General features: G+C 69.9%; 20 protein-coding genes and 3 pseudogenes. 16 read left to right on the top strand and 7 right to left on the bottom strand.

Features of this window, described 5'->3' with window-relative positions; translation table 11 throughout:
* The first annotated feature begins 194 nt into the window (after positions 1 to 194).
* Positions 195 to 3,623 (top strand): phosphodiester glycosidase family protein, encoded by a 3,429-nt coding sequence (locus tag ACFVV1_RS22370; protein WP_389992115.1) that lies wholly within the window; start codon positions 195 to 197, stop codon positions 3,621 to 3,623.
* A 113-nt stretch (positions 3,624 to 3,736) separates the two neighbouring features.
* On the opposite strand, the gene ACFVV1_RS22375 is transcribed toward ACFVV1_RS22370, so the two are convergent.
* From ACFVV1_RS22375 to dhaK, 3 genes are read right to left on the bottom strand one after another with little or no spacing between them, the layout of a single operon-like run.
* Positions 3,737 to 4,147 carry a PTS-dependent dihydroxyacetone kinase phosphotransferase subunit DhaM gene (locus tag ACFVV1_RS22375; RefSeq protein ID WP_266744462.1) on the bottom strand — a complete coding sequence of 137 codons (411 nt, stop codon included), beginning with the start codon at positions 4,145 to 4,147 and terminating at the stop codon, positions 3,737 to 3,739.
* Positions 4,144 to 4,758 (bottom strand): dihydroxyacetone kinase subunit DhaL, encoded by a 615-nt coding sequence (dhaL, locus tag ACFVV1_RS22380; protein WP_389991845.1) that lies wholly within the window; start codon positions 4,756 to 4,758, stop codon positions 4,144 to 4,146. The genes ACFVV1_RS22375 and dhaL overlap by 4 nt, the downstream gene beginning before the upstream one ends.
* A 21-nt stretch (positions 4,759 to 4,779) precedes the next feature.
* Positions 4,780 to 5,766, bottom strand: a complete 987-nt coding sequence (gene dhaK, locus ACFVV1_RS22385; protein ID WP_389992117.1) for a dihydroxyacetone kinase subunit DhaK — start codon at positions 5,764 to 5,766, stop codon at positions 4,780 to 4,782.
* Positions 5,767 to 6,526: 760 nt separating this feature from the next.
* On the opposite strand from dhaK, the gene ACFVV1_RS22390 reads away from it, so the two are divergent.
* Positions 6,527 to 6,670: a hypothetical protein gene (locus ACFVV1_RS22390; protein WP_389991847.1), complete on the top strand. Its 144-nt coding sequence runs from the start codon at positions 6,527 to 6,529 to the stop codon at positions 6,668 to 6,670.
* A 119-nt stretch (positions 6,671 to 6,789) separates the two neighbouring features.
* Here the strand turns inward: ACFVV1_RS22390 and ACFVV1_RS22395 are convergent, their stop codons facing one another.
* Positions 6,790 to 7,509, bottom strand: coding sequence for an IclR family transcriptional regulator (locus ACFVV1_RS22395; protein ID WP_389992120.1), 720 nt, complete (start codon positions 7,507 to 7,509; stop codon positions 6,790 to 6,792).
* 6 nt (positions 7,510 to 7,515) lie between these two features.
* Here ACFVV1_RS22395 and ACFVV1_RS22400 point away from each other — a divergent pair.
* The 8 genes and pseudogenes from ACFVV1_RS22400 to ACFVV1_RS22435 form a co-directional block, all read left to right on the top strand.
* Positions 7,516 to 7,887, top strand: a pseudogene (locus tag ACFVV1_RS22400) (cupin domain-containing protein); the annotation flags it as partial.
* Positions 7,884 to 8,447 carry an FAD-dependent oxidoreductase gene (locus ACFVV1_RS22405; RefSeq protein ID WP_389991850.1) on the top strand — a complete coding sequence of 188 codons (564 nt, stop codon included), beginning with the start codon at positions 7,884 to 7,886 and terminating at the stop codon, positions 8,445 to 8,447. The pseudogene ACFVV1_RS22400 and the gene ACFVV1_RS22405, both read left to right, overlap by 4 nt.
* Before the next feature lie 4 nt (positions 8,448 to 8,451).
* Complete coding sequence (locus ACFVV1_RS22410) at positions 8,452 to 9,375, top strand: alpha/beta hydrolase (protein ID WP_389991853.1); 924 nt, start codon at positions 8,452 to 8,454, stop codon at positions 9,373 to 9,375.
* A gap of 41 nt (positions 9,376 to 9,416) precedes the next feature.
* Positions 9,417 to 10,412, top strand: a complete 996-nt coding sequence (locus ACFVV1_RS22415; protein WP_389991855.1) for an MBL fold metallo-hydrolase — start codon at positions 9,417 to 9,419, stop codon at positions 10,410 to 10,412.
* A complete protein-coding gene (locus ACFVV1_RS22420; protein ID WP_389991858.1) occupies positions 10,409 to 12,190 on the top strand; it encodes a CocE/NonD family hydrolase in 1,782 nt (593 codons plus the stop codon). The genes ACFVV1_RS22415 and ACFVV1_RS22420 overlap by 4 nt, the downstream gene beginning before the upstream one ends.
* A 173-nt stretch (positions 12,191 to 12,363) precedes the next feature.
* Positions 12,364 to 12,552, top strand: a pseudogene (locus tag ACFVV1_RS22425) (transposase); the annotation flags it as partial.
* 37 nt (positions 12,553 to 12,589) lie between these two features.
* Positions 12,590 to 13,089 (top strand): annotated as a pseudogene (locus tag ACFVV1_RS22430) (transposase).
* Positions 13,086 to 13,346: a hypothetical protein gene (locus tag ACFVV1_RS22435; protein ID WP_389991860.1), complete on the top strand. Its 261-nt coding sequence runs from the start codon at positions 13,086 to 13,088 to the stop codon at positions 13,344 to 13,346. Before ACFVV1_RS22430 ends, ACFVV1_RS22435 begins: the two are co-directional and overlap by 4 nt.
* Positions 13,347 to 14,503: 1,157 nt before the next feature.
* Here ACFVV1_RS22435 and ACFVV1_RS22440 read toward each other — a convergent pair.
* Positions 14,504 to 15,304, bottom strand: coding sequence for an SAM-dependent methyltransferase (locus tag ACFVV1_RS22440; RefSeq protein ID WP_389991863.1), 801 nt, complete (start codon positions 15,302 to 15,304; stop codon positions 14,504 to 14,506).
* A gap of 719 nt (positions 15,305 to 16,023) precedes the next feature.
* On the opposite strand from ACFVV1_RS22440, the gene ACFVV1_RS22445 reads away from it, so the two are divergent.
* On the top strand, positions 16,024 to 16,443 hold the full coding sequence (locus ACFVV1_RS22445) for a hypothetical protein (RefSeq protein ID WP_389991865.1): 420 nt from the start codon (positions 16,024 to 16,026) through the stop codon (positions 16,441 to 16,443).
* A 46-nt stretch (positions 16,444 to 16,489) separates the two neighbouring features.
* Entirely contained in the window at positions 16,490 to 16,819 is a 330-nt protein-coding gene (locus ACFVV1_RS22450; protein ID WP_389991868.1) for a hypothetical protein, read from the top strand.
* A 257-nt stretch (positions 16,820 to 17,076) separates the two neighbouring features.
* On the opposite strand, the gene ACFVV1_RS22455 is transcribed toward ACFVV1_RS22450, so the two are convergent.
* The gene (locus ACFVV1_RS22455; protein WP_389991871.1) at positions 17,077 to 19,029 is read right to left on the bottom strand and encodes an SMI1/KNR4 family protein; all 1,953 of its coding nucleotides are present in this window, start codon (positions 19,027 to 19,029) and stop codon (positions 17,077 to 17,079) included.
* A 457-nt stretch (positions 19,030 to 19,486) separates the two neighbouring features.
* Here ACFVV1_RS22455 and ACFVV1_RS22460 point away from each other — a divergent pair, with 457 nt between their 5' ends.
* Positions 19,487 to 20,095: a contact-dependent growth inhibition system immunity protein gene (locus tag ACFVV1_RS22460; protein ID WP_389991873.1), complete on the top strand. Its 609-nt coding sequence runs from the start codon at positions 19,487 to 19,489 to the stop codon at positions 20,093 to 20,095.
* 121 nt (positions 20,096 to 20,216) lie between these two features.
* Here ACFVV1_RS22460 and ACFVV1_RS22465 read toward each other — a convergent pair whose 3' ends face one another.
* Positions 20,217 to 21,041 (bottom strand): SAM-dependent methyltransferase, encoded by an 825-nt coding sequence (locus tag ACFVV1_RS22465; RefSeq protein ID WP_389991875.1) that lies wholly within the window; start codon positions 21,039 to 21,041, stop codon positions 20,217 to 20,219.
* A gap of 244 nt (positions 21,042 to 21,285) precedes the next feature.
* On the opposite strand from ACFVV1_RS22465, the gene ACFVV1_RS22470 reads away from it, so the two are divergent.
* The 3 genes from ACFVV1_RS22470 to ACFVV1_RS22480 are packed head-to-tail and all read left to right on the top strand — an operon-like array spanning position 21,286 to position 22,833.
* Positions 21,286 to 21,669 carry a hypothetical protein gene (locus ACFVV1_RS22470; protein ID WP_389991878.1) on the top strand — a complete coding sequence of 128 codons (384 nt, stop codon included), beginning with the start codon at positions 21,286 to 21,288 and terminating at the stop codon, positions 21,667 to 21,669.
* Complete coding sequence (locus ACFVV1_RS22475; RefSeq protein ID WP_389991880.1) at positions 21,662 to 21,952, top strand: hypothetical protein; 291 nt, start codon at positions 21,662 to 21,664, stop codon at positions 21,950 to 21,952. Before ACFVV1_RS22470 ends, ACFVV1_RS22475 begins: the two co-directional genes overlap by 8 nt.
* Positions 21,871 to 22,833: a hypothetical protein gene (locus ACFVV1_RS22480; RefSeq protein WP_389991883.1), complete on the top strand. Its 963-nt coding sequence runs from the start codon at positions 21,871 to 21,873 to the stop codon at positions 22,831 to 22,833. The genes ACFVV1_RS22475 and ACFVV1_RS22480 overlap by 82 nt, the downstream gene beginning before the upstream one ends.
* Positions 22,834 to 23,052: the final 219 nt, after the last annotated feature.

Consider the following 23,052-nt stretch of genomic DNA (forward strand, 5'->3'; position numbering starts at 1 on the left):
CGAGGCTGCGCGCGCGGCCATGCTGTCCGCCGACAGCGCTTTCCGCCCGTGGAACGGGCCGGGCAACCAACGTGATTCCAGGAGGATTTGTGGCCCTCGGTATAGTCGGCAGGACGATCGGACCGCGTGCGAGAGCGGCGCGGCGGTACGGGACGGTCGCGCGACCGCTCGTGCTGCTGGCGACGGTGTCCGCGATGACGGTCGGCGCGATTTCTCCCGCGCTCGCCGATTCGACCCCCGTCCCCCGTCCCCCTATCTCCGCCGATGCACTCCGACCGGTCGCCCCACCACCCGCGAGCAACCCGACGGGAGAGCTCCGGTCCGTCGCGGACGGCGACGGCATCGAGACCGCACGCATGTCGCGCCCGATCGCCCAGGGTGTCCGCCTCGACTCGTACGACCGGCTCGAATCCGACAAGTGGCTGCGGGTCGACTCCCTCTCCGTCGACCTCGCAGGCACCGGCGTACAGGCCGACTACCTCTCCTCCGGAAAGGTCTCCGAACGGCACACGGTCTCCGAACTCGCCGCCGCACACGACGCTGGCCGCGGCCGCCGCACCGTCGCCGCGATCAACGCCGACTTCTTCGACATCAACCAGACCGGCGCTCCCGAGGGGATCGGCATCAAGGACGGGGCGACGGTCCAGTCGCCCGCCCCGGGAATCAACCGGGCCGTCGGCATCGGCCCCGACAGCGCGGGCCGCATCCTGAACCTGTACTTCGAGGGGACGCTCACCCTGCCCGCCGGGCAGCGGCCGCTCGCCGCCTACAACGCCGCCAATGTCCCGGCCGGGGGAGTCGGCGCGTACACCTCGGCCTGGGGAACCGCCGACCGCGCCCTGACCGTGGACAACGCGACCCCGGTCGCCGAAGCGGTCGTACGGGACGGCAAGGTCGTCTCCGCCTCGCACACCCCCGGATCAGGAGCCGTCCCCGACGACACCACCATCCTGATCGGCCGCGAAGCCGGGGCCGCCGCGCTCGACGCCCTGAAGCCCGGCGACCCGGTGTCCCTGACCTACCGGGCACGCACCGACAACGGAGCCCTGCCGCGCACCGCCGTCGGCGGGCGCGAACTCCTCGTCGTCGACGGGGTCGCGCAGAACCACGACGGCGAGGGCAACAACACCGCCGCCCCCCGAACCGCCGTCGGATTCTCCCGAGACGGCCGGACCATGCAGATCCTCACCGTCGACGGGCGGCAGGCCGACAGCGGCGGCGTCACCCTCACCGAACTCGGGCTGATGATGCGGCGCGCAGGCTCGTACAGCGCACTCAACCTGGACGGCGGCGGCTCGTCGACCCTCGTGGCGCGCGCACCCGGCAGCGACGCGCTCCGGGTGGAGAACAGCCCGTCCGACGGCAGCGAACGCACCGTACCCAACGGCCTCGCCCTCACCGCCCCCGACGGCAGCGGACGCCTCAGGGGCTTCTGGGTCCAGCCCCGTACACCCGCCGGTTCCGCACCGGGCGTCGACCCCGTCAAGGGCGGCCACCCCGACCGGGTCTTCCCCGGGCTCACCCGCCGCCTCACCGCGACCGGATACGACGAGACGTACGGCCCCGCCGACAGCGACCCGCGCTGGCGTACGGTGCGCGGGTCCGTCGGCACCGTCGACCGCGACGGGCTCTTCACCGCGCGCCGCGGCGGCACCACCGACGTACGCGCCGAACACGGACCGGCGAACGGCAGCACGACTTTGACCGTCCTCGACGAACTGGCCCGGATCGAACCGACCACCCGGCGCGTGGGCCTCGCCGATGCCGAGGCCACCGGCACGTTCGGCATCGTCGGGCTCGACGCCCACGGCACCAGCGCCCCCGTGGAACCGCGCGACGTCACCCTCGACTACGATCACGCGCTCTTCGACATCCGCGACGACGGCCAGGGCTCCTTCACCGTCGCCTCACGCACCGGCGGCGGCGCCGGACAGATCAAGGCGACCGTGGCCGGCACCACCACCGTCCTCGCCATCAGCGTCGGCCTCACCGAGCAGGCCGTCTCCTCCTTCGACGACGCGGGCTCCTGGAAGTTCAGCCAGGCCCGCGCGAGCGGTTCACTCGCCGCCACGCCCGACGGCCACACCGGCACCGGACTGCAACTCACCTACGACTTCACCCGGTCCACCGCCACCCGCGCCGCCTACGCGGCACCGCCCCAGCCGGTCACCGTGCCCGGCCAGCCCCAGTCGTTCAAGCTGTGGATCAAGGGCGACGGCAAGGGCGCCTGGCCGACCCTGCACCTCAAGGACGCCGCGGGCTCCGACCAGTTGCTACGCGGACCGTACGTCACCTGGACCGGCTGGCGGCAGATCACCTTCGCCGTACCGGCGGGAGCCGCCATGCCGCTCGCCGTGTCCCGCTTCTACCTCGCGGAGACCGCGGCCGCCCAGCAGTACACGGGCGAGATCGTCATCGACGAACTCACCGCCCAGGTGCCGCCCACCGTCGACCTTCCCGAACAGGCGGCCCCCGCAGACCCGTTGATCGACCCGGCTGCCGTGACCGGGCGCAGGGACTGGCAGTTCGCGGTGATGTCCGACGCCCAGTTCGTCGCCCGGGAACCGGACAGCGCCATCGTCACCCAGGCACGGCGCACCCTGCGCGAGATCAAGGCGGCCCACCCGGACTTCCTCGTGATCAACGGTGACCTCGTCGACGAGGGGTCACCCGCGGACCTGGCCTTCGCCCACCGGATCCTCGACCAGGAACTCGGCGACTCGCTGCCCTGGTACTACGTACCGGGCAACCATGAGGTGATGGGCGGCAAAATCGACAACTTCATCACTGAATTCGGCCCCGCCCAGCGGACGTTCGACCACAAGGGCACCCGCTTCGTCACGCTCGACACCTCCAGCCTCAGCCTGCGCGGCGGGGGCTTCGCCCAGATCAAGCAGCTCCGCGCCCAGCTGGACGCGGCAGCGAACGACCGGACCGTCGACTCGGTCATGCTGATCGAGCACGTGCCGCCGCGCGACCCGACCGTCCAGAAGGGCAGCCGGCTCGGCGACCGCAAGGAGGCGGCCCTCGTCGAACAGTGGCTCGCCGACTTCCGCCGCACGACGGGCAAGGGCGCGGCGTTCATCGGCGGCCACGTCGGCGTCTTCCACGCCTCGCACGTCGACGGAGTGCCGTATCTGATCAACGGCAACTCCGGCAAGGCACCGGCCGGACCGGCCGACGAGGGCGGCTTCACCGGCTGGTCGCTGGTCGGCGCCGACCACATCACGCCCGGTGAACAGGGAGCCGCGCGGCAACGGCCGTGGCAGGGCGGGCCCGACTGGGTCTCCGTACAGACCCGCGCGCATGTCGACGCGCTGGAGATCGAGGCGCCGGCGGTGCTCGGCACCGGCAGCCGTACGAAGGTCACGGCGACCGTCACGCAGGGCGCCCGCAGGGTTCCGGTCGGCTTCCCGCTGGCCGCGGACTGGACCGGATCCCCGAATGTCCACATCGGCGAGCGGGGCGACGCCCGCCACCGCCACACGGCGGTCCTCGACCCGTCCACCGGCACCCTCACCGCGCTCCGGCCGGGCACGATCACACTCGCCGTGACGGTCAACGGCACGACACAGCAGGCCCGGATCAGGATCGAGGCAGCCGCGACCGCGTCGGCGGCCTGACGGACCGAGGGCCCGTCCGGCGGATCGCGGCCGGATGACGGGCGTGAGGCCGCCCCGTACACCCACGGACAACGGGTACGGGGCGGCCGCACGGACCGCGGACGTCCACCTGCCTACACCTTGCGGTACTCGTACGCCTCCGAAGCCGCGGCCGCCACCGCCGCGATGTCGCCACCCGCCGACGCCGTGACCACGGCGGCCACCGCACCCTCCAGGAACGGCGCGTCCACCAGACGCGAGCCGTCCGGCAGTTCGTCGCCCTCGGCCAGCATTGTCTTGACCGTGAGCACCGCGCTGCCCAGATCGACGAGCAAGGCCACCCCCGCACCGCCGTCCACCGACCTGGCGGCCTCGGCGATCAGCTCCGCACTGGTCCCGAGACCACCCGCGGGCGTACCACCGGCCGCGGCGACCGGGGCCGTCGATCCACCGGCGGCCAGTCCCCTGGCGAGCTCGGCGACGGACTCGGCCACCGGGCCGCTGTGCGAGACCAGCACGATCCCGACCTGCTTCCCGTCGCTCATGCCTCACCCCCGAGCACGCCGCCGGTCTCGGCCAGCGCGGCGATCAGCAGGGCGGAGGACGTCGCCCCCGGATCCTGATGACCGATGCTGCGCTCGCCCAGATAGCTGGCCCTGCCCTTGCGGGCCTGGAGAGGAACCGTCGCCAGCGCCCCCGCCTCCGCCGCTTCCCGGGCCGCCCCGAACGAGGTACCCAGCGCCTCGGCGGCCGGCAGCAGCGCATCGAGCATCGTCTTGTCCCCGGCCTGTGCCCCGCCCAGCTGGGCCACTGCCGCGACGCCCATCCCGAGCGCCTCGGCCAGCTGCTGCGGCGTCACGGCAGGCGTGTCGCCCAGAGCCTTTCCCGTACGCCGCAGCAGCGTCCCGTACAACGGCCCCGCAGCCCCGCCGACCTTCGAGATCAACTGCCGTCCGGCGAGCGTCAGCACGGCACCCGGGGTCTGTGGTCGCTCCTGTCCCAGGACCTCGGTCACCGCGGCGAACCCGCGCTGCATGTTGCTGCCATGATCGGCGTCCCCGATCGCCGAGTCGAGCTCGGTGAGGTGGTCCGCCTCGCGATCCACGGCAGCCGCGGCCGCGGTCATCCAACGGTGGAAGAAATCGGCGTCGAGCACATGATCTCCTTGTCGGGCGGGTCAACGGCCCCAGCGCAGCGCCGGTGTCTCCACCGGCGCGTCCCAGAGGCGCAGCAGCTCCTCGTCCACCTGGCAGAGCGTCACCGAACAGCCCGCCATGTCGAGCGAGGTCACATAGTTCCCCACGAGCGTACGAGCCGTCACGACACTCCGCTCGGACAGCACCCGCTGCACCTCGGCATTGAACCCGTACAGCTCCAGCAGCGGAGTCGCGCCCATCCCGTTGACCAGCACGATCACGGGTCCGCGTGGCCGCAGATCCTCCAGCACCGCGTCCACCGCGAAGTCCGCGATCTCCCCCGACGTCATCATCGGACGCCGCTCCCGCCCCGGCTCGCCGTGGATCCCGATCCCCAGCTCCAGTTCGCCCGGTGGCAGATCGAAGGTCGGAGACCCCTTGGCGGGCGTGGTGACGGCGCTGAGTGCCACCCCGAAACTCCTCGATTCCTCGTTCACCCGCCGGGCGATGGCCGCCACCTGCTCCAGCGGCGCGCCCTCGTCGGCGGCGGCCCCGGCGATCTTCTCGACGAACAGGGTCGCGCCCGTGCCCCGCCGCCCCGCCGTGAACAGACTGTCGGTCACGGCCACGTCGTCATCGACGAGGACCTGGGTGACCCGAATGCCCTCGTCCTCGGCGAGTTCGGCGGCCATTGCGAAGTTCAGCACGTCACCGGTGTAGTTCTTGACGACGAACAGCACTCCCGCCCCACTGTCGACCGCCGCGGCTGCCCGCACCATCTGATCCGGCACGGGCGAGGTGAACACCTCTCCCGGGCACGCCGCCGACAGCATCCCGGGCCCGACGAACCCGGCGTGCAACGGCTCGTGTCCGGACCCGCCCCCGGAGACCAGTGCCACTTTCCCGGCCACGGGCGCATCACGCCGCAGGACGACACGGTTCCCGACATCCACGCTCAGCTCCGGATGGGCGGCGGCCATACCGCGCAGCGCGTCCTTGACAACGGTTTCCGGGACGTTGATGAGCATCCTCACGTGTACCTCCTGGGGGGCCTTAGCAGGTGGGTCTCTGGCCTGTGTTGTGGCTGGTCAGATGATCCGACTTGGATTGTTGATCTTGGCGCTGTGCGGCGGTCGGAAGCGGACTCCGGCGGTATTGACGCTGACTCAATGCTGACTTCGGTGACGGGCCGTCAGGTTTCCGTGGCGGTTGGACGCGGGTCGGTGAGAAGCTGCCATCGGCAGTATCGACCTTGCGGCAGCGAAGGTCACGTGCGTACACGCTCACGGGCTTGCGCAGGGCTGCTCTGCTGGTTGCGCTCGAGGCGCACCACGATGAGCGGTGATACGTGCGCTCGGTCGCCTCGGTGGGCAGTGGCGGAAAGGGGACTCTGTCGTGAAGTTCAGGAAGAGAATGCTTGAATCTCTCAGATATCTGGGTTACGGAAACCTCGGCTCAGACGATCCCGGCAGCCGGTCCGAGCCGAAGTACTTCCCGTACCGGTCCAGTACATACATGACCGCCCCACCCCCGTTCCGGCCCGCTACACTTCCCACGCCCAAGCCGTTGACCAGCACGAATGAAGAAATCCGGCTGGTGTATTAGTACTCCAGTCGGATTTCGTTTCCTGGGCCGGGAGCGATCGCTGCACGGGGTATGGCGGGGGCTGTTGAAGTGGGCGTGTGGGCGGCTGGGTTGGAGTTGTTGCTGGGGCGGGCTGGGGGTCTGTTCGGCCAGGTGGATCTGCGGTGGCGGATACGGGATTACGTCCGTGGTCTGCTGGGTCCGGTGACGCGGAAGAACGGCCGGCAGCTCGCCGAATACGCGGGCCATCGCACCCCCGAAGGGTTCCAGCACCTTCTGGACGGGGCCCGCTGGGATGCTGAGGCCCTGAGTGACGAGGTGCGCGATTACGTGGTCGAGCACCTCTGACCGGGAGGTGTACTGATCATCGATGACACGGGGGTCATCAAGAAGGGCACCACTTCGGCAGGGGGTGGGGGTGTGGTGGCCGCCGTCATCTGCATCAAGAGCCGAGCCGAGGACAGCGCTCAGTACGCCGCGGCCAGGTCCGCCTCCAGCGCGCGTGCCGCGGCGTCGAGGGCGGCGATCAGCGACCGGAGACCGTGGGGGTCGTAGCGCACGCTGGGCATCGACACCGACAGGCCCGCCTGTGCCGTCCCGTCCCGGTCGCGCACCGGCACCCCGACGGCGATGAGTCCGCGCTCGGAGCGCTCCCGGTTCACGGCGAATCCGTTGCGGCCGATGAGCTCCAGCTCGCTCCGCAGCTGCGCGAGGTCCGGCCGGTCCGCGGGGCGGTCGCGATAGCGCACGGCGGAGTAGACCTCCGCCAGTTCGGCGTCGTCGAGTTCGCAGAGGAGGAGCAGGCCGGCCGTCGTGCGGTGGGCCGGGAACACCATCCCCTCCCGCGAGCCGACCCGCAGCGCCTGTCCGCTCTCGACGCTGGCGATGAACCGGGCCGTGTCCCCCGTGCGGATGGTGAGGTTCGCGGTCTCGTCCAGGAGGTTGACGAGTCGGCGCAGATGGGGGAGCGCGGCGGCCCGCAGCCGGGACACCTGCGACTGCGAGTGCGCTGCCAGTTCGAGGACGGGGCCCGCCCGGTAGACGCGGTTCTCGTCCTGCACGGCGAAGTCCCGGTAGACGAGCATCGCCAGGAGCCGGTGGGCGGTGGATCGGGCGACCCCCAGCCGCTCGGCGATCTGTGAGACGACGGCCTCGACATCCCGTTCCAGTACGCCAATGAAACCCAGTCCGCCGGCACCGTCGAGCCCGGCCACGCCGCCGTTCGCTTCAGCGACCCGGCGACCGCTGCCGACGTGCTGCCCACGATCCGCGCCGAGATGCACCGCGTGGCGCGCGGCGCGGAAACCGCGCCGGTCCGCGAGACCGGCTCGTCGGTCTACCAGGTCTTCGACGGCTCCGGCACCGTCACCGTCGGGGAGAAGTCCTGGACCGTAACGCGCGGCGACCTGTTCGTCGTCCCCTCCTGGCAGCCGCTGTCCGTGCGCTCCGAGGCCGGCACCACCGATTCCGACTCCGGCGCCCTGGACCTGTTCCGCTTCAGCGACTCCCCGATCTTCGAGGCCCTGCGGCTCGACCGTACCCATGTGGAACGAACCACCCGATGAAGCTCGCCACCCTCCGCACCGGCGGCACCACCAGGGCCGTCCGGCTCGACGGTGACATCCTGGTCGATCTCGGGGCCCCGGACGTGGGCACCCTGCTGGGCAAGCAGGTGTCGTTCGACATCACCGCCCTGTGCCCGGACAGCACCTGGGCACCGAAGGTCACGAAGGACGACCTCCTGGCGATGGTGGACGGCTTCGACGAGCGCCTCGTGAGCATCACGCGCGACCTCGACATGGACACCGTGAACATCCGCGCGGTCTACGACATCGACCCCGTCGACACGTGGCACTCGGACTCCGTCGTCCTCGTGGGCGACGCGGCCCACTCGATGCTGCACCACCAGGGCCAGGGCGCGAACTCGGCCATCGAGGACGCCGGAGCGCTCGCCGACGCCCTACGGCAGGCGGACTCCGTGAAGGAGGGGCTGGCCCTGTTCCAGGCCACCCGCAAACCGGTGACCGACAAGCTGCAGCAGGTCTCGCGCCAAGGGTGGAGCGAGGGCGAGATCGATGACGTCTTCCCCGGGCAGAGGCCCGCGGCCGCTGCGCCGCAGGAGTGACGCCATGCCACTGCATCCTGAGATCGCCAAGTTCATCGCCGGCCTGCCGACCCCGCCCGAGGGTCCGCTCCACCCGGTCTCCATGCGCGTCGCAGACGAGGCGCACGTCGCTCCCCCCGAGGAGCGCCTGCCGCTCCACGCGGTCGACGACGTGACAGCGCAGACGGCGTCGGGCGAGGTACCGGTGCGGATCTACACGCCGGTCGAGGCCGACAGCTACGGCGTGCTGGTCTACTTCCACGGCGGCGCGTTCTTCCTCGGCAGTCTGGAGACGCACGACCATGTCGCGCGCTCGCTGGCAAAGGAGACCGGGTTCAAGGTCATATCCGTCGGCTACCGCCTGGCGCCCGAGGCCGCCTTTCCGGCCGGTCTCGACGACTGCTACGCGGTCGTGCGCTGGGCCGCCGAGGAGGGCGAGAGCCAGGCATGGGACGGCGCGACCCTCGCCATCGCCGGCGACAGCTCCGGCGGCAACTTCGTCGCCGCGGTCGCGGCCAAGGCTCATGACGACGGCTTTCACCAGATCACGCACCAGGTCCTCTACTACCCCTCGCTCGACCTGCACTTCGACGTCGACCGCTATGTCTCGCTGCGGGAGAACGCCGTGGGCTACGGCATGGAGACGGCGGGGCTGAAGCCCTTCAACGCCTTCTACATCGACAGCGGCGCCGATCCTGCGGACCCGCTCGTCTCGCCGATCAGGCGGGCGGACCTCACCGGGCTGCCGCCGGCCCTCATCGTCACCGCGGAGTACGACCCGCTGCGCGACGAGGGCGAGCTCTACGGCCGGCGGCTGCGGGAGGCCGGCATGGCGGCGACGGTGAGCCGGTACGAGGGCGCGGGCCATGGATTTGTCCAGCACTTCTCCTGGATCCCCGAGTTCCACAGGGTCTTCGCTCAGACGCGCGACTTTCTCAGCCGGCGCTGACCCGGCCGACCTACCCCGCGTACGAGTTCAGAAAGAGAGCCATGGCGCACGCAGTCAACGTCCATCCCCTGGTCTCGCCGTGGGGTCGATTCGGTCTCTACAGCTTCTTCATCGACGCACCCGAGCCGGCCATCGTCGACACCGGGATCGCCTCCTCGCCTGCCGAAGGGATGGTTCCCACGCTCGAGGCGATCGGGCGCCGCATCGAGGACGTGCGCTGGATCCTGCTGACCCACGGTCACATCGACCACCTCGGCGGGGCGTACGCCCTGTGGGAGCTCACCGGCCGGCAGGCGCAGGTGGTGATCCACGAGGCCGACGCGCCGATGCTCCGCTCGCGGCGGGCCCACGTGGAGGAGTACCTCGCGGGACGGGGCCAGTACCTGGGCGACCCCGGGGGCGAGGCGAAGGTGACGGCCGCGGCACATGCCGTCATCTCAGGCGAGATGGAGCCCTCCATGCTCGTCAAGGGCGGCGAGACCATCTCCCTCGGCGGCGACGTCACCGTCTCGGTGCACTCGATCCCGGGCCACACGCCCGGATCGGTCGCCTACGTCGTCGACGGCCGGCGTTCGGTGTTCGTCGGCGACGCCGTGCAGGTCCACGGGGCCGCCAACGGCTTCCCCGGCTACACGGACCCGGTCGCCTACCGCACCAGCCTGGAGTACGTGCGTGACGAGATCCGTCCGCAGCACCTGTACCTGGGACACCCGTACCGCCGCGCCGACGGCACGCCGTACGGCGTCGAGCTCGACGCCGCGCAGGCTCAGGAGGCCATCGCCCACAGCCTCGCGATCGAGGGCCGTGTCACCGAGGCCGCCTGCGGCTGCCTGCAAGCCGGCCTGCAGGAGACGGATTCGCCGTACTCCCCGTTCGCCCGCGTTGCCGAGGAGCTCGGCTACACCGGCGACCCCGCGCTCGAGCCATCGCCGTTCTTCACATCGATGCACGGCTACCGCACGCACCTCGACCAGAACTCGTACCGCACTGTCCCGGGGGATGACCCCCAGACCCCCAGAGGAGCTTCGCACCCATGACTGACTTCCAGACGATCCGCGCGGGCGAGCTGGCGATCGCCGTCCGCAAGGACCTCCGGGTACCGATGCGGGACGGCATCGAACTCGCCGTGGACGCCTACCACGGCCAGGACGACAAGCCGCGGCCGGCTCTGATCGCGATGAGCGCCTACGGCAAGGAGCTGCAGGCCCTCGCCCTCACCACGCCACCGCAGCGCCGGCCCAGCCCGATGTGGGACGGCTGCATCGAGGCCGGTGACATCGCGCGCGTCGTCAAGGAAGACTATGTCCACGTCATCGGCGACATGCGCGGAACCGGTGATTCCGGCGGCGTCATGATCGGCAACTACAACTTCGGCGGCGTTCCCCAGGGGCAGGACCTGTACGACCTCATCGAGTGGGTCGCCGCGCAGCCGTGGTGCGACGGCAACGTCGGCTTGATCGGCATCTCCTACTTCGGCTCCATGCAGGTGCTCGCCGCCGCCGAGCGGCCACCGCACCTCAAGGCGATCTTCGTCAGCGGCGGCCACTACGACTTCTACGAGACCACCTACCACGGCGGCATCATGTGGTTCATGCCGCGCGCTGCCCGCGAGGGACGCGGCGGCGACTCCGGCATCGCGCACACCCATGTCAAGTCCCGCATGCAGGAGGTCCACCGCCCCGAGGAGCTGAAGAAGCTTGTCGAGGAGCGGCTGAAGGATCCGGACGTGGCAGCCTGGCCGAACCTCGTGCACGTGCTCAAGTACCCGAAGAACCGCGAGTTCTGGTTCGACATCGTGATGAACCACCTCGACGGCGACTGGTACGAGGAGCGCAACCCGATCAATCTGGCCGAGAACATCGACATTCCGGTCTTCCTGCAGATCGACCAGGGGCGTGGCTGGACCCTGGATGGCCACATCGAGCTGTTCAACGTCCTGAAGGGGCCCAAGAAGCTGGACATCGGCTCCTACCCGCCGATGCAGTCGCGACCCTGGATCGAAGAACACGACAAGATGTTCCGCTGGTACGAGTACTGGCTCAAGGGCATCGACAACGGCATCATGGACGAACCGGCCGTGAGCGTCTTCGTGGAGGGCTCGCGCGAGGTGGTCACCGCGGAGCAGTGGCCGCCGAAGGAGATCGAGCACAAGCCGCTCTACCTGCGCCCGCGGCACAAGCTCTCCTTCGAACCCGAGTCCATGGGCGCCGAATACGCCGCCCCCGACGGCTTCTACCAGGCACCGCTCACCGTCACCGACAAGGTGGAGGTGCTGAAGTGGAGCACCGAGCCGTATCTGGAGCCCACGGAGCTGATCGGCACCGGTGCGGCGCACCTGTTCGCGGAGATCGACCAGGACGACACCAACTTCATCCTGCGCATGTGGGACGAGGCTCCCGGCGGCGGCCGGCAGCTGATCACCAGCGGATACCTCAAGGCCTCCCACCGCGAGCTCGACGAGAAGCGCACCACCGAGGGCGACCCCTACCACCCGCACACCCACGCGGTGCCGGTGGAGCCCGGGAAGACAGAGGAGTACGTGCTGCGGCTCTACCCGTTCGCAGCCACATTCAAGCCCGGTCACCGGCTGGTGGTGGAGTTGTCGAACAACGAGCCGCTGGTCGACGCGCACAACGCGCTGCTGCCACCGGATGCCTTCCACCTGCCGGTGGGCCGCCCCGTCACCCACAAGATCTACCGCGACGCCGCGCACCCCTCCCGGCTCGTGCTGCCGTTCACAACGGTCACGGCGACAGACGCGACACGGTCAGGCTCTGCGCGCAACCACGAAGGAGACCAGCTCAGCGGTTCCTGATGCGGCCACCACGACGCCTACCGGGGGACCGCCGTGCCCCCGGCGGCTGGCCTGGCCTCTTCGCTTGATCGAGCGGCGTCCGGATCTCGGGCGGTAGCGAAAAGCGCCTTCTGAACTGGGGCGATAGGGCTTGCCGAAGGCCTCTGTCGTTCCAGCAGGAAGGCACTTTCTGCGTGCTCACTACCGCCTCGAGTCCCCAGCTCGTCGTCTCGGCAGCGATCGACGTGGAGATCCGCGACGGCGCGGTTGCGAACAGGCCGATCTACGTGGCCCTGGCCGTCACCACTGAGGGCCGGCGGGACATCCTGGGCCTGTGGGCCGGCGACGGCGGCGAGGGTGCCAAGCACCGGATGCACATCCTCACCGAGATCAAGCAACCGCGGCGTCAACGACATCCTCATGCTCGCCTGCGACGGCCTGAAGGGCCTGCCCGACGCCGTCGAGACCGTCTGGCCCCGCACCACGGTCCAGACCTGCGTGGTTCACCTGCTGCGGAACTCCTTCCACTGTGCCGCCCGTCAGGACTGGGACAAGATCGCGAAGGTTCTCAAGCTTGTCTACGCCGCCGCGACCGAAGACGCCGCGCTCGAGCGATTCACCGAGTTCGCCGATGCCTGGGGAAAAGGCGTCCGGCGATCGTGCGGCTCCGGGAGAACACGTGGGAAGAGTTCACGCTGTTCCTCCGCTTCGACACCGAGATTCGGCGCATCGTCTGCACGACGAACGCAGTCAAACGCGGCTCCGCCCTCCGGGTCGGGAACCCAGGGGTTGCAGCGACCTTAGCGGCCTGCGCGACCAGCATCCAGACCAGGCTGAACGGCAAAGAGACAGGACCCGAATGGAATCCGCCCACCGAATCCGCCCGTAGCAGCGGGGCGCTGGAAAGATACGGTCCATGACCGACAGCGCCCCCGGCCAGAAGGCCCGCGATCTGCTGACCCAGGCATCCCAGCACCCGGTCGCCAGTCCCCAGCGCAACGCGCTCGTAGCCGAAGCCGCCGTGTGGGCACGGCTGGACCATGCAACCGGCATGGACAACTACACGGCCGCAACAGTCGACATCAAGTCTGCCCTGGCTGCCCTCGCCGACCCCGTGCAGAAACTCGGCAGCGCGGTCGGCGACCTGACCGAACACATCAAGCGCAGTCATAAATGAGCGAGGACACGGGCCGGCGCATCGTGCGGCCACGGGCTGAGATGAGGATGAGGTGCTGAGTCAGGCCGCACAAGACTTCTCCACCGCCCCGATGACGCGGTTCGGAGTCGCCCGCAAGCTCTGGATTTGCCGTCGACACCCCTCAACCACCGTCAACGCGACAGACACTGCGCCGTCTTCGGCCGGCACACGGTCGCTGCTGCGCCCGCAGCCCGGCAACAGAAAGCCACCAGAGTGCTCGCATGGCCACAGTCGGGCTCCGTGCTCGTCCTCGGGCGGCAAAGTGCCGGTCGCGGGTCGGGCCCCTCCTCGGGACCACATGGGCTTCGCGGCGAAACAGTAGCCACACGGAACCGGCCAGAGCGAATATGCCAGGTCGATGCGTAGACGAACGCGGGAGGCCAACCGCAGGGGCTCACCGCGCCCGTCGCCGGGAACCCAAGCCCAAAGACGTGATCAAACTCGCCGATAGCGAGGTATTGGGGCCGTCAGGGTGAGGAATCCTCGGTCAGGGTCGCCGGCGGGAGTCGAAGGAAGTGAGGCCCTGGCCGGCGCGCACCGTAGCGGGACGGGGCGGCACTGCACCGGCCAGGGACCATGCGCGTCCCGGCGCTGGGGGACGCTCCGGGCAACAGCGGTACTGACGACGTGGAGTTCGTCGATGCGAGGCGGGCGCCTCGCATCGGGGGTGGCTCTCCGCCGAGAGATATCACCTCAGGGCGGCCAGGCGGCGGCGGAAAAGCTCGGCGCCGCGGTAGCTGATGGGTCCGTACGTTCGATCGCCTACTCGAAGAGGCTGCGGGCCTGGTTCTGATGGCGGGCCCCAGCACGGTCAGACCGAGGAGTTCGGTGCTGCGCGCGTTCCACCGAGATACGCGCGCTGCGGTGCACCCCTCAACTGCCTGGCGACCTTGCCACCGCCCAGTGGACGCCGGGGACGCCATCGGTTGAAGGGCCGGTGGAGACCGGTACGGCTTCGGTCCGAGGTCGCCGGCCTGTTGCCGGGACGAGAGCGTGACCAGAGGGGCCCGTGCGCTGTGCTGCAGAGTTGGCCTGCCGATGAAGCCGAACGCCACTGAGTCTGTCCACCAGTTGAACCGAACCCCTGCGCGCATTCGTGTGTCGCGAACTGAGGCGCAGGGCGGGGAAGTCGCTGGTCAAGCCTTGCGGGCGACGGCGCACCACATGGGCAGGGTGTCGTCCGGAGTGTCGGACGGTCCGGGGCGCCAGCGGGTCAGGGTGACAACGCCCGGTTCCAGGATCTCCAGGCCATCGCAGAATCGTTGCACCTCTTCGTGGGTGCGGGGGGTGGCGGAGGCGTGGCTGGCGGCGCGCTCGTTGTAGATCCGCATGGATTCGGCGACCTCGGGGGCGGTGACGTCGACGGCCGGATGGGACAGGACGAGGTGGCTGCCCGGGGCAAGGCGGTCAAGCAGCCGGCGGGTGACGTCCCACGGGTCCTCCGAGTCCTTGATGTACTGCAGGATCGCCACCAGCATGAGGCCGACCGGCTGGTCCAGATCCAGGGTGCGGGAGGCTGCGTCGAGAATCGTGTCCACGTCCCGTGCATCGGCCTGCACATAGTCGGTCTGCCCCTCGGGGCCACTGACCAGCAGCGCCCGCGCGTGGGAAAGGACGATCGGATCGTTGTCGACGTAGACGACACGCGACTCGGGAGTGGCCCGCTGCGCCACCTCGTGGGTGTTCTCTGCGGCGGGAATCCCCGTACCGATGTCGAGGAACTGGCGGACCCCGGCTGCCGCGAGGTGACGTACGGCGCGCCCGAGGAAGGCCCGGTTGGCCCGGACCGACGGCACGATCGTCGGGTTCGCCCGGGCAGCGAGTTCGGCTGCCTCCTGATCGACCGGATAATGATCCTTGCCGCCCAGCCAGACGTTGTAGACGCGGGCGGGGTGCGCGTTCGCGGGATGCGGTGCGGACAGTGCGTAATCGTTCATCGTTCGTCACCTCGTGCGGCCGAAACGGCCAGGTCGGACTCGGGTTCGGCCACGGTACCCCTGTGATCCGCCTGTCACCGCCGTTCAGCGGAAATCGCTTGGCGAGCGTTCTGCACTGGCGCGTTCCATGGCGGATTGGGCGGTACGGCACGGGCCACAGGGGGACGGCAACACGACGGGTTCAGAGCGCCCCGATATCCGACCGAACGAACTCGCCCACGGCCAGGACAGATACCGCTCGCGACACCGGGCGGGCACCACAGCCCGAAGATGACGGAGGCCCCATGGTGTTCACACCTGCTGCAGCTGCAGGGGCCGGTCGGCTCCGCCACCCTGACGCCGGCCGGTCCGCCGTTCCCACACCGGCCGCCCCTGTCGTCCGTGGGCCTTTTCGGAGGTCGACTGCCGAATGGGAGTCCAGGTGAACGCCCCCAATTCCGCCCCCGACGGCTGGTGATGCGTCCGTTGGCCAACGGCCTCGACTCCTTGCGCGTCGTCTTTGACCACCTGACCCCGCCGGCGGATGGCGAGGTCACCGATGCCGCGCTGAAGCAGGCCGTAACCAACCTCTACGGCGCTGCCGAGGTACTCCTCAAATCGCGTCTGGAGGCCGGACACTGGACCTTGGTTGTCAGGGACGCTGGCCCAAGAACCGCCAGGACACGAAGGGCGGAGTCACCTACGAGCAGTTCCGCCGGGGCTGCTTCGAGAGCACCGGCATGGAGGAGACTCTCGATCGCCTGGACCAGACCGCGGCGCTGCGCGTCGCGGACAGCGACCGAGACAGCCTGCGCCGCCTGGGGGAGCTGCGCAACGCTCTGACGCACTACGGCATGGAGGAGTGCGTCGAGGCTATTCAGAGCCTCTCCGTCCAGGTCCTGCACTTCCTGCTCGACTTCCTTCATGACGACTCGCGCCCCCACCTGGGCTGGTCCGACCGCTTCCTGGCCGACGACACCTTGGAATTCCTGCGGGGCCGCTACCAGGGGCTGAGCGAGCTCGTCGAGGCGCGCATGGCGGCGCTCGCAGCTGCTCTGACACCGAATGCCTCCGCGACGGTCCAATGCGGCATGTGCAGGCAACAGGCCCTCGTGGTCGGCCAGCACCGACCGCACTGCCTGTTCTGCCGTGTCACCTGAGGGAGTCCGACCTCCGCTGCAGCGTTCCATGCCCGGGTCTTCGTCGGTGACGACTTCTAGGAGCAGTGGCGACAGCGCGCGCTCTCGGGTTCGGGGGGACGTCACCAGGCGGTGGGCACTGAGCGGCGAGACGTTCTACGTCCCCTGCCCCGCGTGCGGCGACGACGCCGTGGTCCCGGACGTCCCCACCACCGCCCAGCCCGCCGCCGATGACCTGCCCCTGTGCTTCGCATGCGGCACCCGCCTCCAGCTTTGTGCCGCCGGCTGCGGCAATCTGGTGCCTGGGGACCGGGATGTTCTCGGGCTCGCAGCCTGCCCGGACTGCGACAAGCGGCGCCGCTGGGACGAGGAGATGGCCGCGAGTGGCCCGCACTGATTTCCGTCCACTGCAACGGCCGGCCACTTGGTTCGCAGTGTGGTCAGGCGCCCAGGGAGACCCAGGAAGCACGCGGCCGTCGGATGATTCGCACGGCATGATTGAGGGCCCCCGCGGCGATCGCTGAGGGGCCCTCCCGCTGCGTGGAAGTTGCGCAAGGGGCTACGGCGAATCCCCGGGAGTTCGTCCTCCGACATCCCAGGTCTACGTGCTCTCGACTCTCACCGCATTGAGAATTTGCGCAGCCTGGCCGGTCTCTACCTGCTCCCCGGCCCGTCCTCTCCCGTCCGCCGGCCGTCCGCCGGGCGCGCGGCTGCCCGGTGCATGCGGATCACCGCGTACGTCTCGCCGTCCCTCGGCGGCCGCGTCCATGAACGGGTGGTGAATGTGTGCAGCCGCCCGTTCACGATGGCATGACGCGGCAGAGACGCACCGAACTCCCCGGCCACCGCTTCCAGCAGCGACCGTTCCACCTCGGCCCCGTCCTCCAGGGCGCCGAAGAACCGGCTCGGATCCAGCGCCCGCGGTATCTCCCCGCTCTGCCGGATCCCCCCGTCCACGTACGTGAATGCGTACTGCTCGGCACCGTCTCGCGCCACCGAAAGGTGGAAGAACGGCCCCCCGTGCCGTGTCCTCAGGCCGCTCCACACCACCACCGCACGGGTGCCCTCGCCGGCGGCCGCGGCCGGGGAGACGAACCGCCGCTGGTCGAACGGGGCGGCATCGCCGTCGAAGGCGAAGCTCCAACCGGTGCCGGCCCGGCCGACCGTCATGAGAGCCCTGTCGTCGTAGGACGAGAACTCCCTTTGGCTGTCCAGCGACCTGTGGCGCGCCTCCCAGAAGGTCATGGGTTCGTTCAGCACGGTGCCGTACCCGTCCGCGAGGCGTCGGGGCAACTCCTCCGGCTCCACCCCCTCCACCAGGACGAACCGGTAGGACGTGCGGTTGTTACCCGGGTCCGGCTCCGCGAGCCACGCCAGGTCGCTCGGGTCGAGCCCGGCCGTCGGCCTCGGTGCCTCACCCGCCTGCCCGCCCCTTGGCGTGGACAGCAGTTCGCGGCCCCGCTCCGGGGTCAGCAGCGGCCCGAGCACGGGGTCGGCCACCCACCCCAGCGGCGCCAGGTGGTCCGGTCCCAGCGGCTCCCACAGGGGCAGAGCATTTACCAGTGTCCACCATGCCCCGTCGGAGTCTCCCCACCGCGCCAGCTCCCGCGCCCGCTCGACCGCCTCCCCGAACGGTCCGGCCGCCGTGTACCGGTACGTGCCGTTCCTCACCTGATCCAGCGTTGCGTAAGCCTGTGACACCAGTTCGTCGTCGGCGCCCCGCAGATGGAACGTCAGCGTGGAGTCGTCCCGGTACGAGTGCGCTGCGTGCTCGGCGACCAGCGGTGGCAGCAGCTCGGGAGCGTACTGCGGGTCCGTCACCAATCCGTCGAAGTACACCATGTAGGTCTGTCCGAGCAGGCGGCGTATCTGGTCGCCGAGCCCGGCGGCCCGCGGTCTGCCGTACTCCTTGGCCTCGTCCAGCGCCTTCCCGGCCCGTTCCCAGCCGCCGCGCAGCGCCTCCAGCCGGGCCTCCTCCACCAGGGCGTCCAGCTTGAGCGTCGTGTCGTTGGCGAACACCGGCTCCCCGTCACTCCGGTGCGCCCGCAGGCTGTGGAACTCCCGGTACATCTCCCGCATGAACTCAAGGAAGTTCGCGTGCCGTTCGGGTGGCGCGGCCCGCCAGCTCGCCCATGTGTACACGGCCCACTCACCGTCCTCATCCACGTCCTCGGGATCCATGAGGACGTGGGTGATGTCGGATTCGACGTCGAGCTGCAGTCCGCGCCGCCAGATGTCCGCCTCCCGCCGCTCCTCGGGCCCGGCGTCCTCGTCCAGGTACTCCTCGAACACGTCCGCGAGTCCTGACTCGTCGTTGTGCCAGTGCGCGTCCTCGCTCCCCGCCAGCAGCCACACGAACCCGCCCGCGTGCCGCCACCCGTCGCTGACCTTGAGGAACTCCCGGTACGACGGGGGCATCCGTCGGCCGAGGCGCTCCTCCATGGCCGCGATCCGCTCCTCGGGCGCGGGTGGGAACCCCAGCCATCGCGCCTGTCGCGCGGTCTCGTCGTCCTCGCCCCGCGTCTCGCCGTCCGGCAGGGAATCTGCCCACTCCCCGCTCCACCTGAGTAGGAAGGACCGCCAGTCGAATGCCGTAGTGTCCGTCATGCGCCCGATGCTGCCACCCACCACTGACAGTGCCCCGCTGCTTGCTGCGGCCAACAGGACCCTCGCGTACGCGACCGGCCTGGCAGGCTGTGCCGGCGTGCTCGCGCCCTGTTTGGTCGACGGAGAAGTCGGCGAACTCCACGTCGGTGCAGGCGATCCCAAGGCCGTGGCGCGTCTACCTCCGTCCCGGAAGCAGGCGTGCCCCAGCGCACGGGCTGGGATCACCATCTGCTGCTCGCCCGTGCCAGCGTCCCGGGCGGCGAACAGCTCCCGCGCGACATGACGGTACTGGTACACGATGGAGTTCGCCGTTGACGTGAGGGTGCGGGCACCAGGGACGCCTGGCAGCAGAAGAGACAGGTTGATCGTGTGCGAGACGGTCACCCTGACGGTGCCCACCTGCCCGACCGGCACGTTTCAAGCCGTACTGGGCCACGATCCAGTGCCAAGGGCTGCCATGCGTCTGCTGCACCTCAACCGCACGCTCGACGAGCTGGACCCACCTCGCTGGACGCCTCCTGCCGCTGACGCGACCCACTTGGTGCGCATAGTGCATGAGTTGCGGCGTGTGCCCCTGGGCGAACTCAGTGCGGCGGATCTGCGCACTCTCCTTTCACAGCAGGTGGCACTGCCCTACGTCCTTCCACTCGCCGTGCGCTTGCTGATCGAGGAGCCGCTGCTCGACACCTACTTCTACGAGGGCGACCTGCTGCTCGCTGCTGTCAATGCCCCTGCTTCGGCCTGGGCCTTGCTGCCAGAGCTCAGCGGCCCGCCCTGCACCCCGCTGCCGCATCCACCGGCAGGGCTTTCCTTCGCGAGACGTCATCGAGGGTTCACGGATGTGCGCCCGCCCGGTCCTCCCCTTGCCTGTTGCCACCGGGTGGAACAGCGGCACTTGGGCTTCTCCCCGGAGCTTCGCACCCCGCCGCTACCAGCGACGCACGTCCGGGCGGGGACGGGCCATCGGACACGGACCCGGGGCTACCCTGTCGTCGGCGACATCGCCGCCCCCCTCTCCGAGAGCGCCCACTCAACACACGCGACCTCGTGTCGCACCTGCACGTAGAAAGTGCAGTGCCTTCCGCTGGCGACGATCAAAACCCCAGACAAGGTTCACCGTCCCAGCTCAGGAAGGCACTTTCGCGTTTCGGTCAGCATGCGGACCAGCCCGAACCGATCCGGCGAGGTCAAGACTTGCGTGCGACTCCGCTGAACATCGCTACCTCGTCCGGCATGCCTGTGGTACCCGTCTCAGGGCGCCAGCGGCTGCAGGACACCACTCCGGGGTCGAGGAGCTCCAGGCCTTCGAAGAACCGAGTGACCTGGCCAGGAGTGCGCTGGGTGAGCTTAGGGGTGCCGTGCTCGTTCCAGAACGCCACTGCCGCGTCCACATCGGGCATCGCCGGATCCGTGATGGTGTGGGAGAGGACCAGGTGGCTCCCGGACGGCAGTGCATCCATCAGGCGGCTGACGATGCCGTACGCCTCCGCGTCGTCCTCAAGGAAAATGACCACGCCGAGGAGGATGAGTGCGACAGGCTCACTGAAATCCAGGGTCTTCGCCGCGTGTTCCAAGATGACGTCGACGTTGCGCAGGTCCTCGTCGAGGTAGTCGGTCTTCCCCTCGGGTGTGCTGGTGAGCAGGGCACGCGCGTGGGCGAGCACCAGCGGGTCGTTGTCGACGTAGACGATGCGGGATTCAGGGGCCAGCCGTTGGGCGACCTCGTGGGTGTTGTCGGCCGTCGGCAGGCCGGTACCTATGTCGAGGAACTGCCGGATCCCGCATTCGGCGACCAGGTACCGCACCGCACGCCCGAGAAACAGCCGATCCGCCTGGGCGTAGTCGCCGATGCCCGGGTGCAGCTCGCGGATCTGGTCACCGGCCTCTTGGTCTACCGGGTAGTGATCCTTGCCGCCCAGCCAGTAGTTCCAGATCCGAGCCGTATGCGGCTGCGTGGTGTTGATCCTGTCGCGCTGCTGGGACACATCGGAAGACGTCGACTGCTCGGCCACGGGGTCTCCTCTTGGAGTCAAACTCACTTCAAGGTCAAAGCGCAGCCTACATAAGCGAGGTACGCCCCAAGGCGGCAAGCCGTCTGCGCGATCAGCTGCCCCGAACGTGAGTTGCGGCGCTGCGGGTCCTGCCTGCGGAACGACCCGCGGGGCTCCAGCTGTCCAGTGCTGCGAGACTGAGGGGGGAGGCAGCGCCGCGATCGGGTGCTACCGGCCATCTACGTCCATCAGGGACGGGGACAAGGTGGCGGGCGTCATCTCCGATCCGCTGGAGCTGGTCGGCGCGCTCGCCGCCGAGCTGGCCAAGGCGCCGCTGGTACGGCATCGGTGGGGGCCGCAGATCCCGTCGCTGCTCGGGTCGCCGGGGGCGGGCGTGTCCGTCGACCAGTGGCCCGACGCGCTGCGGCAGCTGTTCGAGAAGTACGGCGCCGAGGTGCGCGCGGAGTACGGGGTGTGCACGGTCGACCCGACCCCCACCAGCCTGCAGAGCCTCGCGGTGCCGACCGGCTGGCCACCCGGTACGTCCCCTGCAACGGTCCGGGCACCGTGCCCGAGTGGCTGCGCCGGCCGCCGTGCAGCGCCGATCCCTGGACCTGCCGGTGGAAGCCGTCGTCGGCTCGATGCGTGAACCGAGTGACTTCGCCGGCCTGCCGGTCCTGCGGGACGGGCACACCTGGTTCGCACCGCCCCGGTGGGCCGAGCGACTCGCCGCCGTCGGCAACGGCCTGCTCTTCCTCGGCGAACTCACCACCGCACCGCCCGCCGTGCAGACCGCCATGCTCCGCGTCGTCCTCGAACGCACCGTCGGCGACCCGGCGTTGCCCCCGAGGTGCGGATCACCGCCGCCGCCAGCCCGCCGGAGGAGGCCGCGGACGGGTGGGACCTGTCCGCACCGCCGGCCCACCGGCTGATCCACCTGCATTGGCAGGTCGACGCCACCGCCATCGCCGACGGATTCACCCACGGCTTCCCGGTGCCGGAACTCGCCGACAAGCAGCCCCCGACCGCCGCCGAGATCGCCCGCTCCCGGACCCTGATCGGATTCTTCCTGCGGATCCGCCCCGAACTGCTGCTCGTCGTGCCCGGCACTCCCGAACTCGCCGGCCGGGCCTGGCCCAGCCCCCGGACCTGGGAGATGGCCGCCGTGGTGCTCGCGGCATGCGAAGGAGCCGGCGCCGACGAGATGGTCCGCGCCCAGCTGCTCTTCGGCACCGTCGGCGAGGCCGCCGCCTTCGAGCTGCTGTCCTGGCTGATCAACCTCGACCTGCCCGACCCCGCGACCCTGCTGGCCGACCCCGACGCCCCACTGCCCACCCGGACGGACCAACTCCACGCCCTGCTGGGCGCCGTCGTCGGCCACGTCCGCACCGACGGCGCCACCGACTCCTGGCAGCAGGCCTGGCGGGTCATCGCACGGGTGGCCCGCAACGCGCCCGTCGTCGCGGCCGGCGCCGCCCGGGGCCTGGCCCAGTGCCGCCCCGCCGGCGCGAGCCTGCCGACGACCATGCTCGAGGCGCCACTCCAAGGCCGCTACACCTTCACCAGCACGGACACGGCAACGGCCGCCTCGGCCCGGCCCTCCTCCTCGCCAACCGCCAAAGCGTCCCCGCCCACGGCGCAGACACCGTCCTCGCCCGCACGATCGGTGGCGTCCGCGGGCTCCGCCGACGCCGCCAACTGGCCCTGGTGGGCGGCAGCGGGTGCGCTGGTGGCGACCGCAGCGGCGCTCCTTGCCGTCGGCGTCCTGCGCTCCGCCCGCTCAGCGAGCCGAAGCGGCCGCCAGCGGCACTGAGCACCAGCCCTGCCCGGCCGGCGGTGGGCGCGTGAAGGGCCCCGAGTCTGGTTGGTGTTCACTTTCGCTGATCGATTCGGGTGATGCTCTCCTGGTGCGAGAGAAGCCCGGCGATGGCCTGGACGGTGTCACTGGAGCGGCTCGACGCCCTTCGTCTTCCACGACATGCGTACGGCGCCCGGCTTCCTCGCCGAACAGTGACCGCCCCCCACAGGGCCC

Source organism: Streptomyces sp. NPDC058092 (assembly GCF_042884935.1).
In the GTDB taxonomy this organism is placed as follows: Bacteria; Actinomycetota; Actinomycetes; order Streptomycetales; family Streptomycetaceae; genus Streptomyces.

Bases quoted from the DNA above. Each gene is read 5' to 3' on its own strand.
- ACFVV1_RS22370 (WP_389992115.1), top strand. From the start codon at position 195: ATGACGGTCGGCGCGATTTCTCCCGCGCTCGCCGATTCGACCCCCGTC.
- ACFVV1_RS22375 (WP_266744462.1), bottom strand. From the start codon at position 4,147: ATGAGCGACGGGAAGCAGGTCGGGATCGTGCTGGTCTCGCACAGCGGC.
- dhaK (WP_389992117.1), bottom strand. From the start codon at position 5,766: ATGCTCATCAACGTCCCGGAAACCGTTGTCAAGGACGCGCTGCGCGGT.
- ACFVV1_RS22405 (WP_389991850.1), top strand. From the start codon at position 7,884: ATGAAGCTCGCCACCCTCCGCACCGGCGGCACCACCAGGGCCGTCCGG.
- ACFVV1_RS22410 (WP_389991853.1), top strand. From the start codon at position 8,452: ATGCCACTGCATCCTGAGATCGCCAAGTTCATCGCCGGCCTGCCGACC.
- ACFVV1_RS22415 (WP_389991855.1), top strand. From the start codon at position 9,417: ATGGCGCACGCAGTCAACGTCCATCCCCTGGTCTCGCCGTGGGGTCGA.
- ACFVV1_RS22420 (WP_389991858.1), top strand. From the start codon at position 10,409: ATGACTGACTTCCAGACGATCCGCGCGGGCGAGCTGGCGATCGCCGTC.
- ACFVV1_RS22435 (WP_389991860.1), top strand. From the start codon at position 13,086: ATGACCGACAGCGCCCCCGGCCAGAAGGCCCGCGATCTGCTGACCCAG.
- ACFVV1_RS22440 (WP_389991863.1), bottom strand. From the start codon at position 15,304: ATGAACGATTACGCACTGTCCGCACCGCATCCCGCGAACGCGCACCCC.
- ACFVV1_RS22445 (WP_389991865.1), top strand. From the start codon at position 16,024: ATGGAGGAGACTCTCGATCGCCTGGACCAGACCGCGGCGCTGCGCGTC.
- ACFVV1_RS22455 (WP_389991871.1), bottom strand. From the start codon at position 19,029: ATGACGGACACTACGGCATTCGACTGGCGGTCCTTCCTACTCAGGTGG.
- ACFVV1_RS22460 (WP_389991873.1), top strand. From the start codon at position 19,487: ATGCGTCTGCTGCACCTCAACCGCACGCTCGACGAGCTGGACCCACCT.
- ACFVV1_RS22475 (WP_389991880.1), top strand. From the start codon at position 21,662: ATGCGTGAACCGAGTGACTTCGCCGGCCTGCCGGTCCTGCGGGACGGG.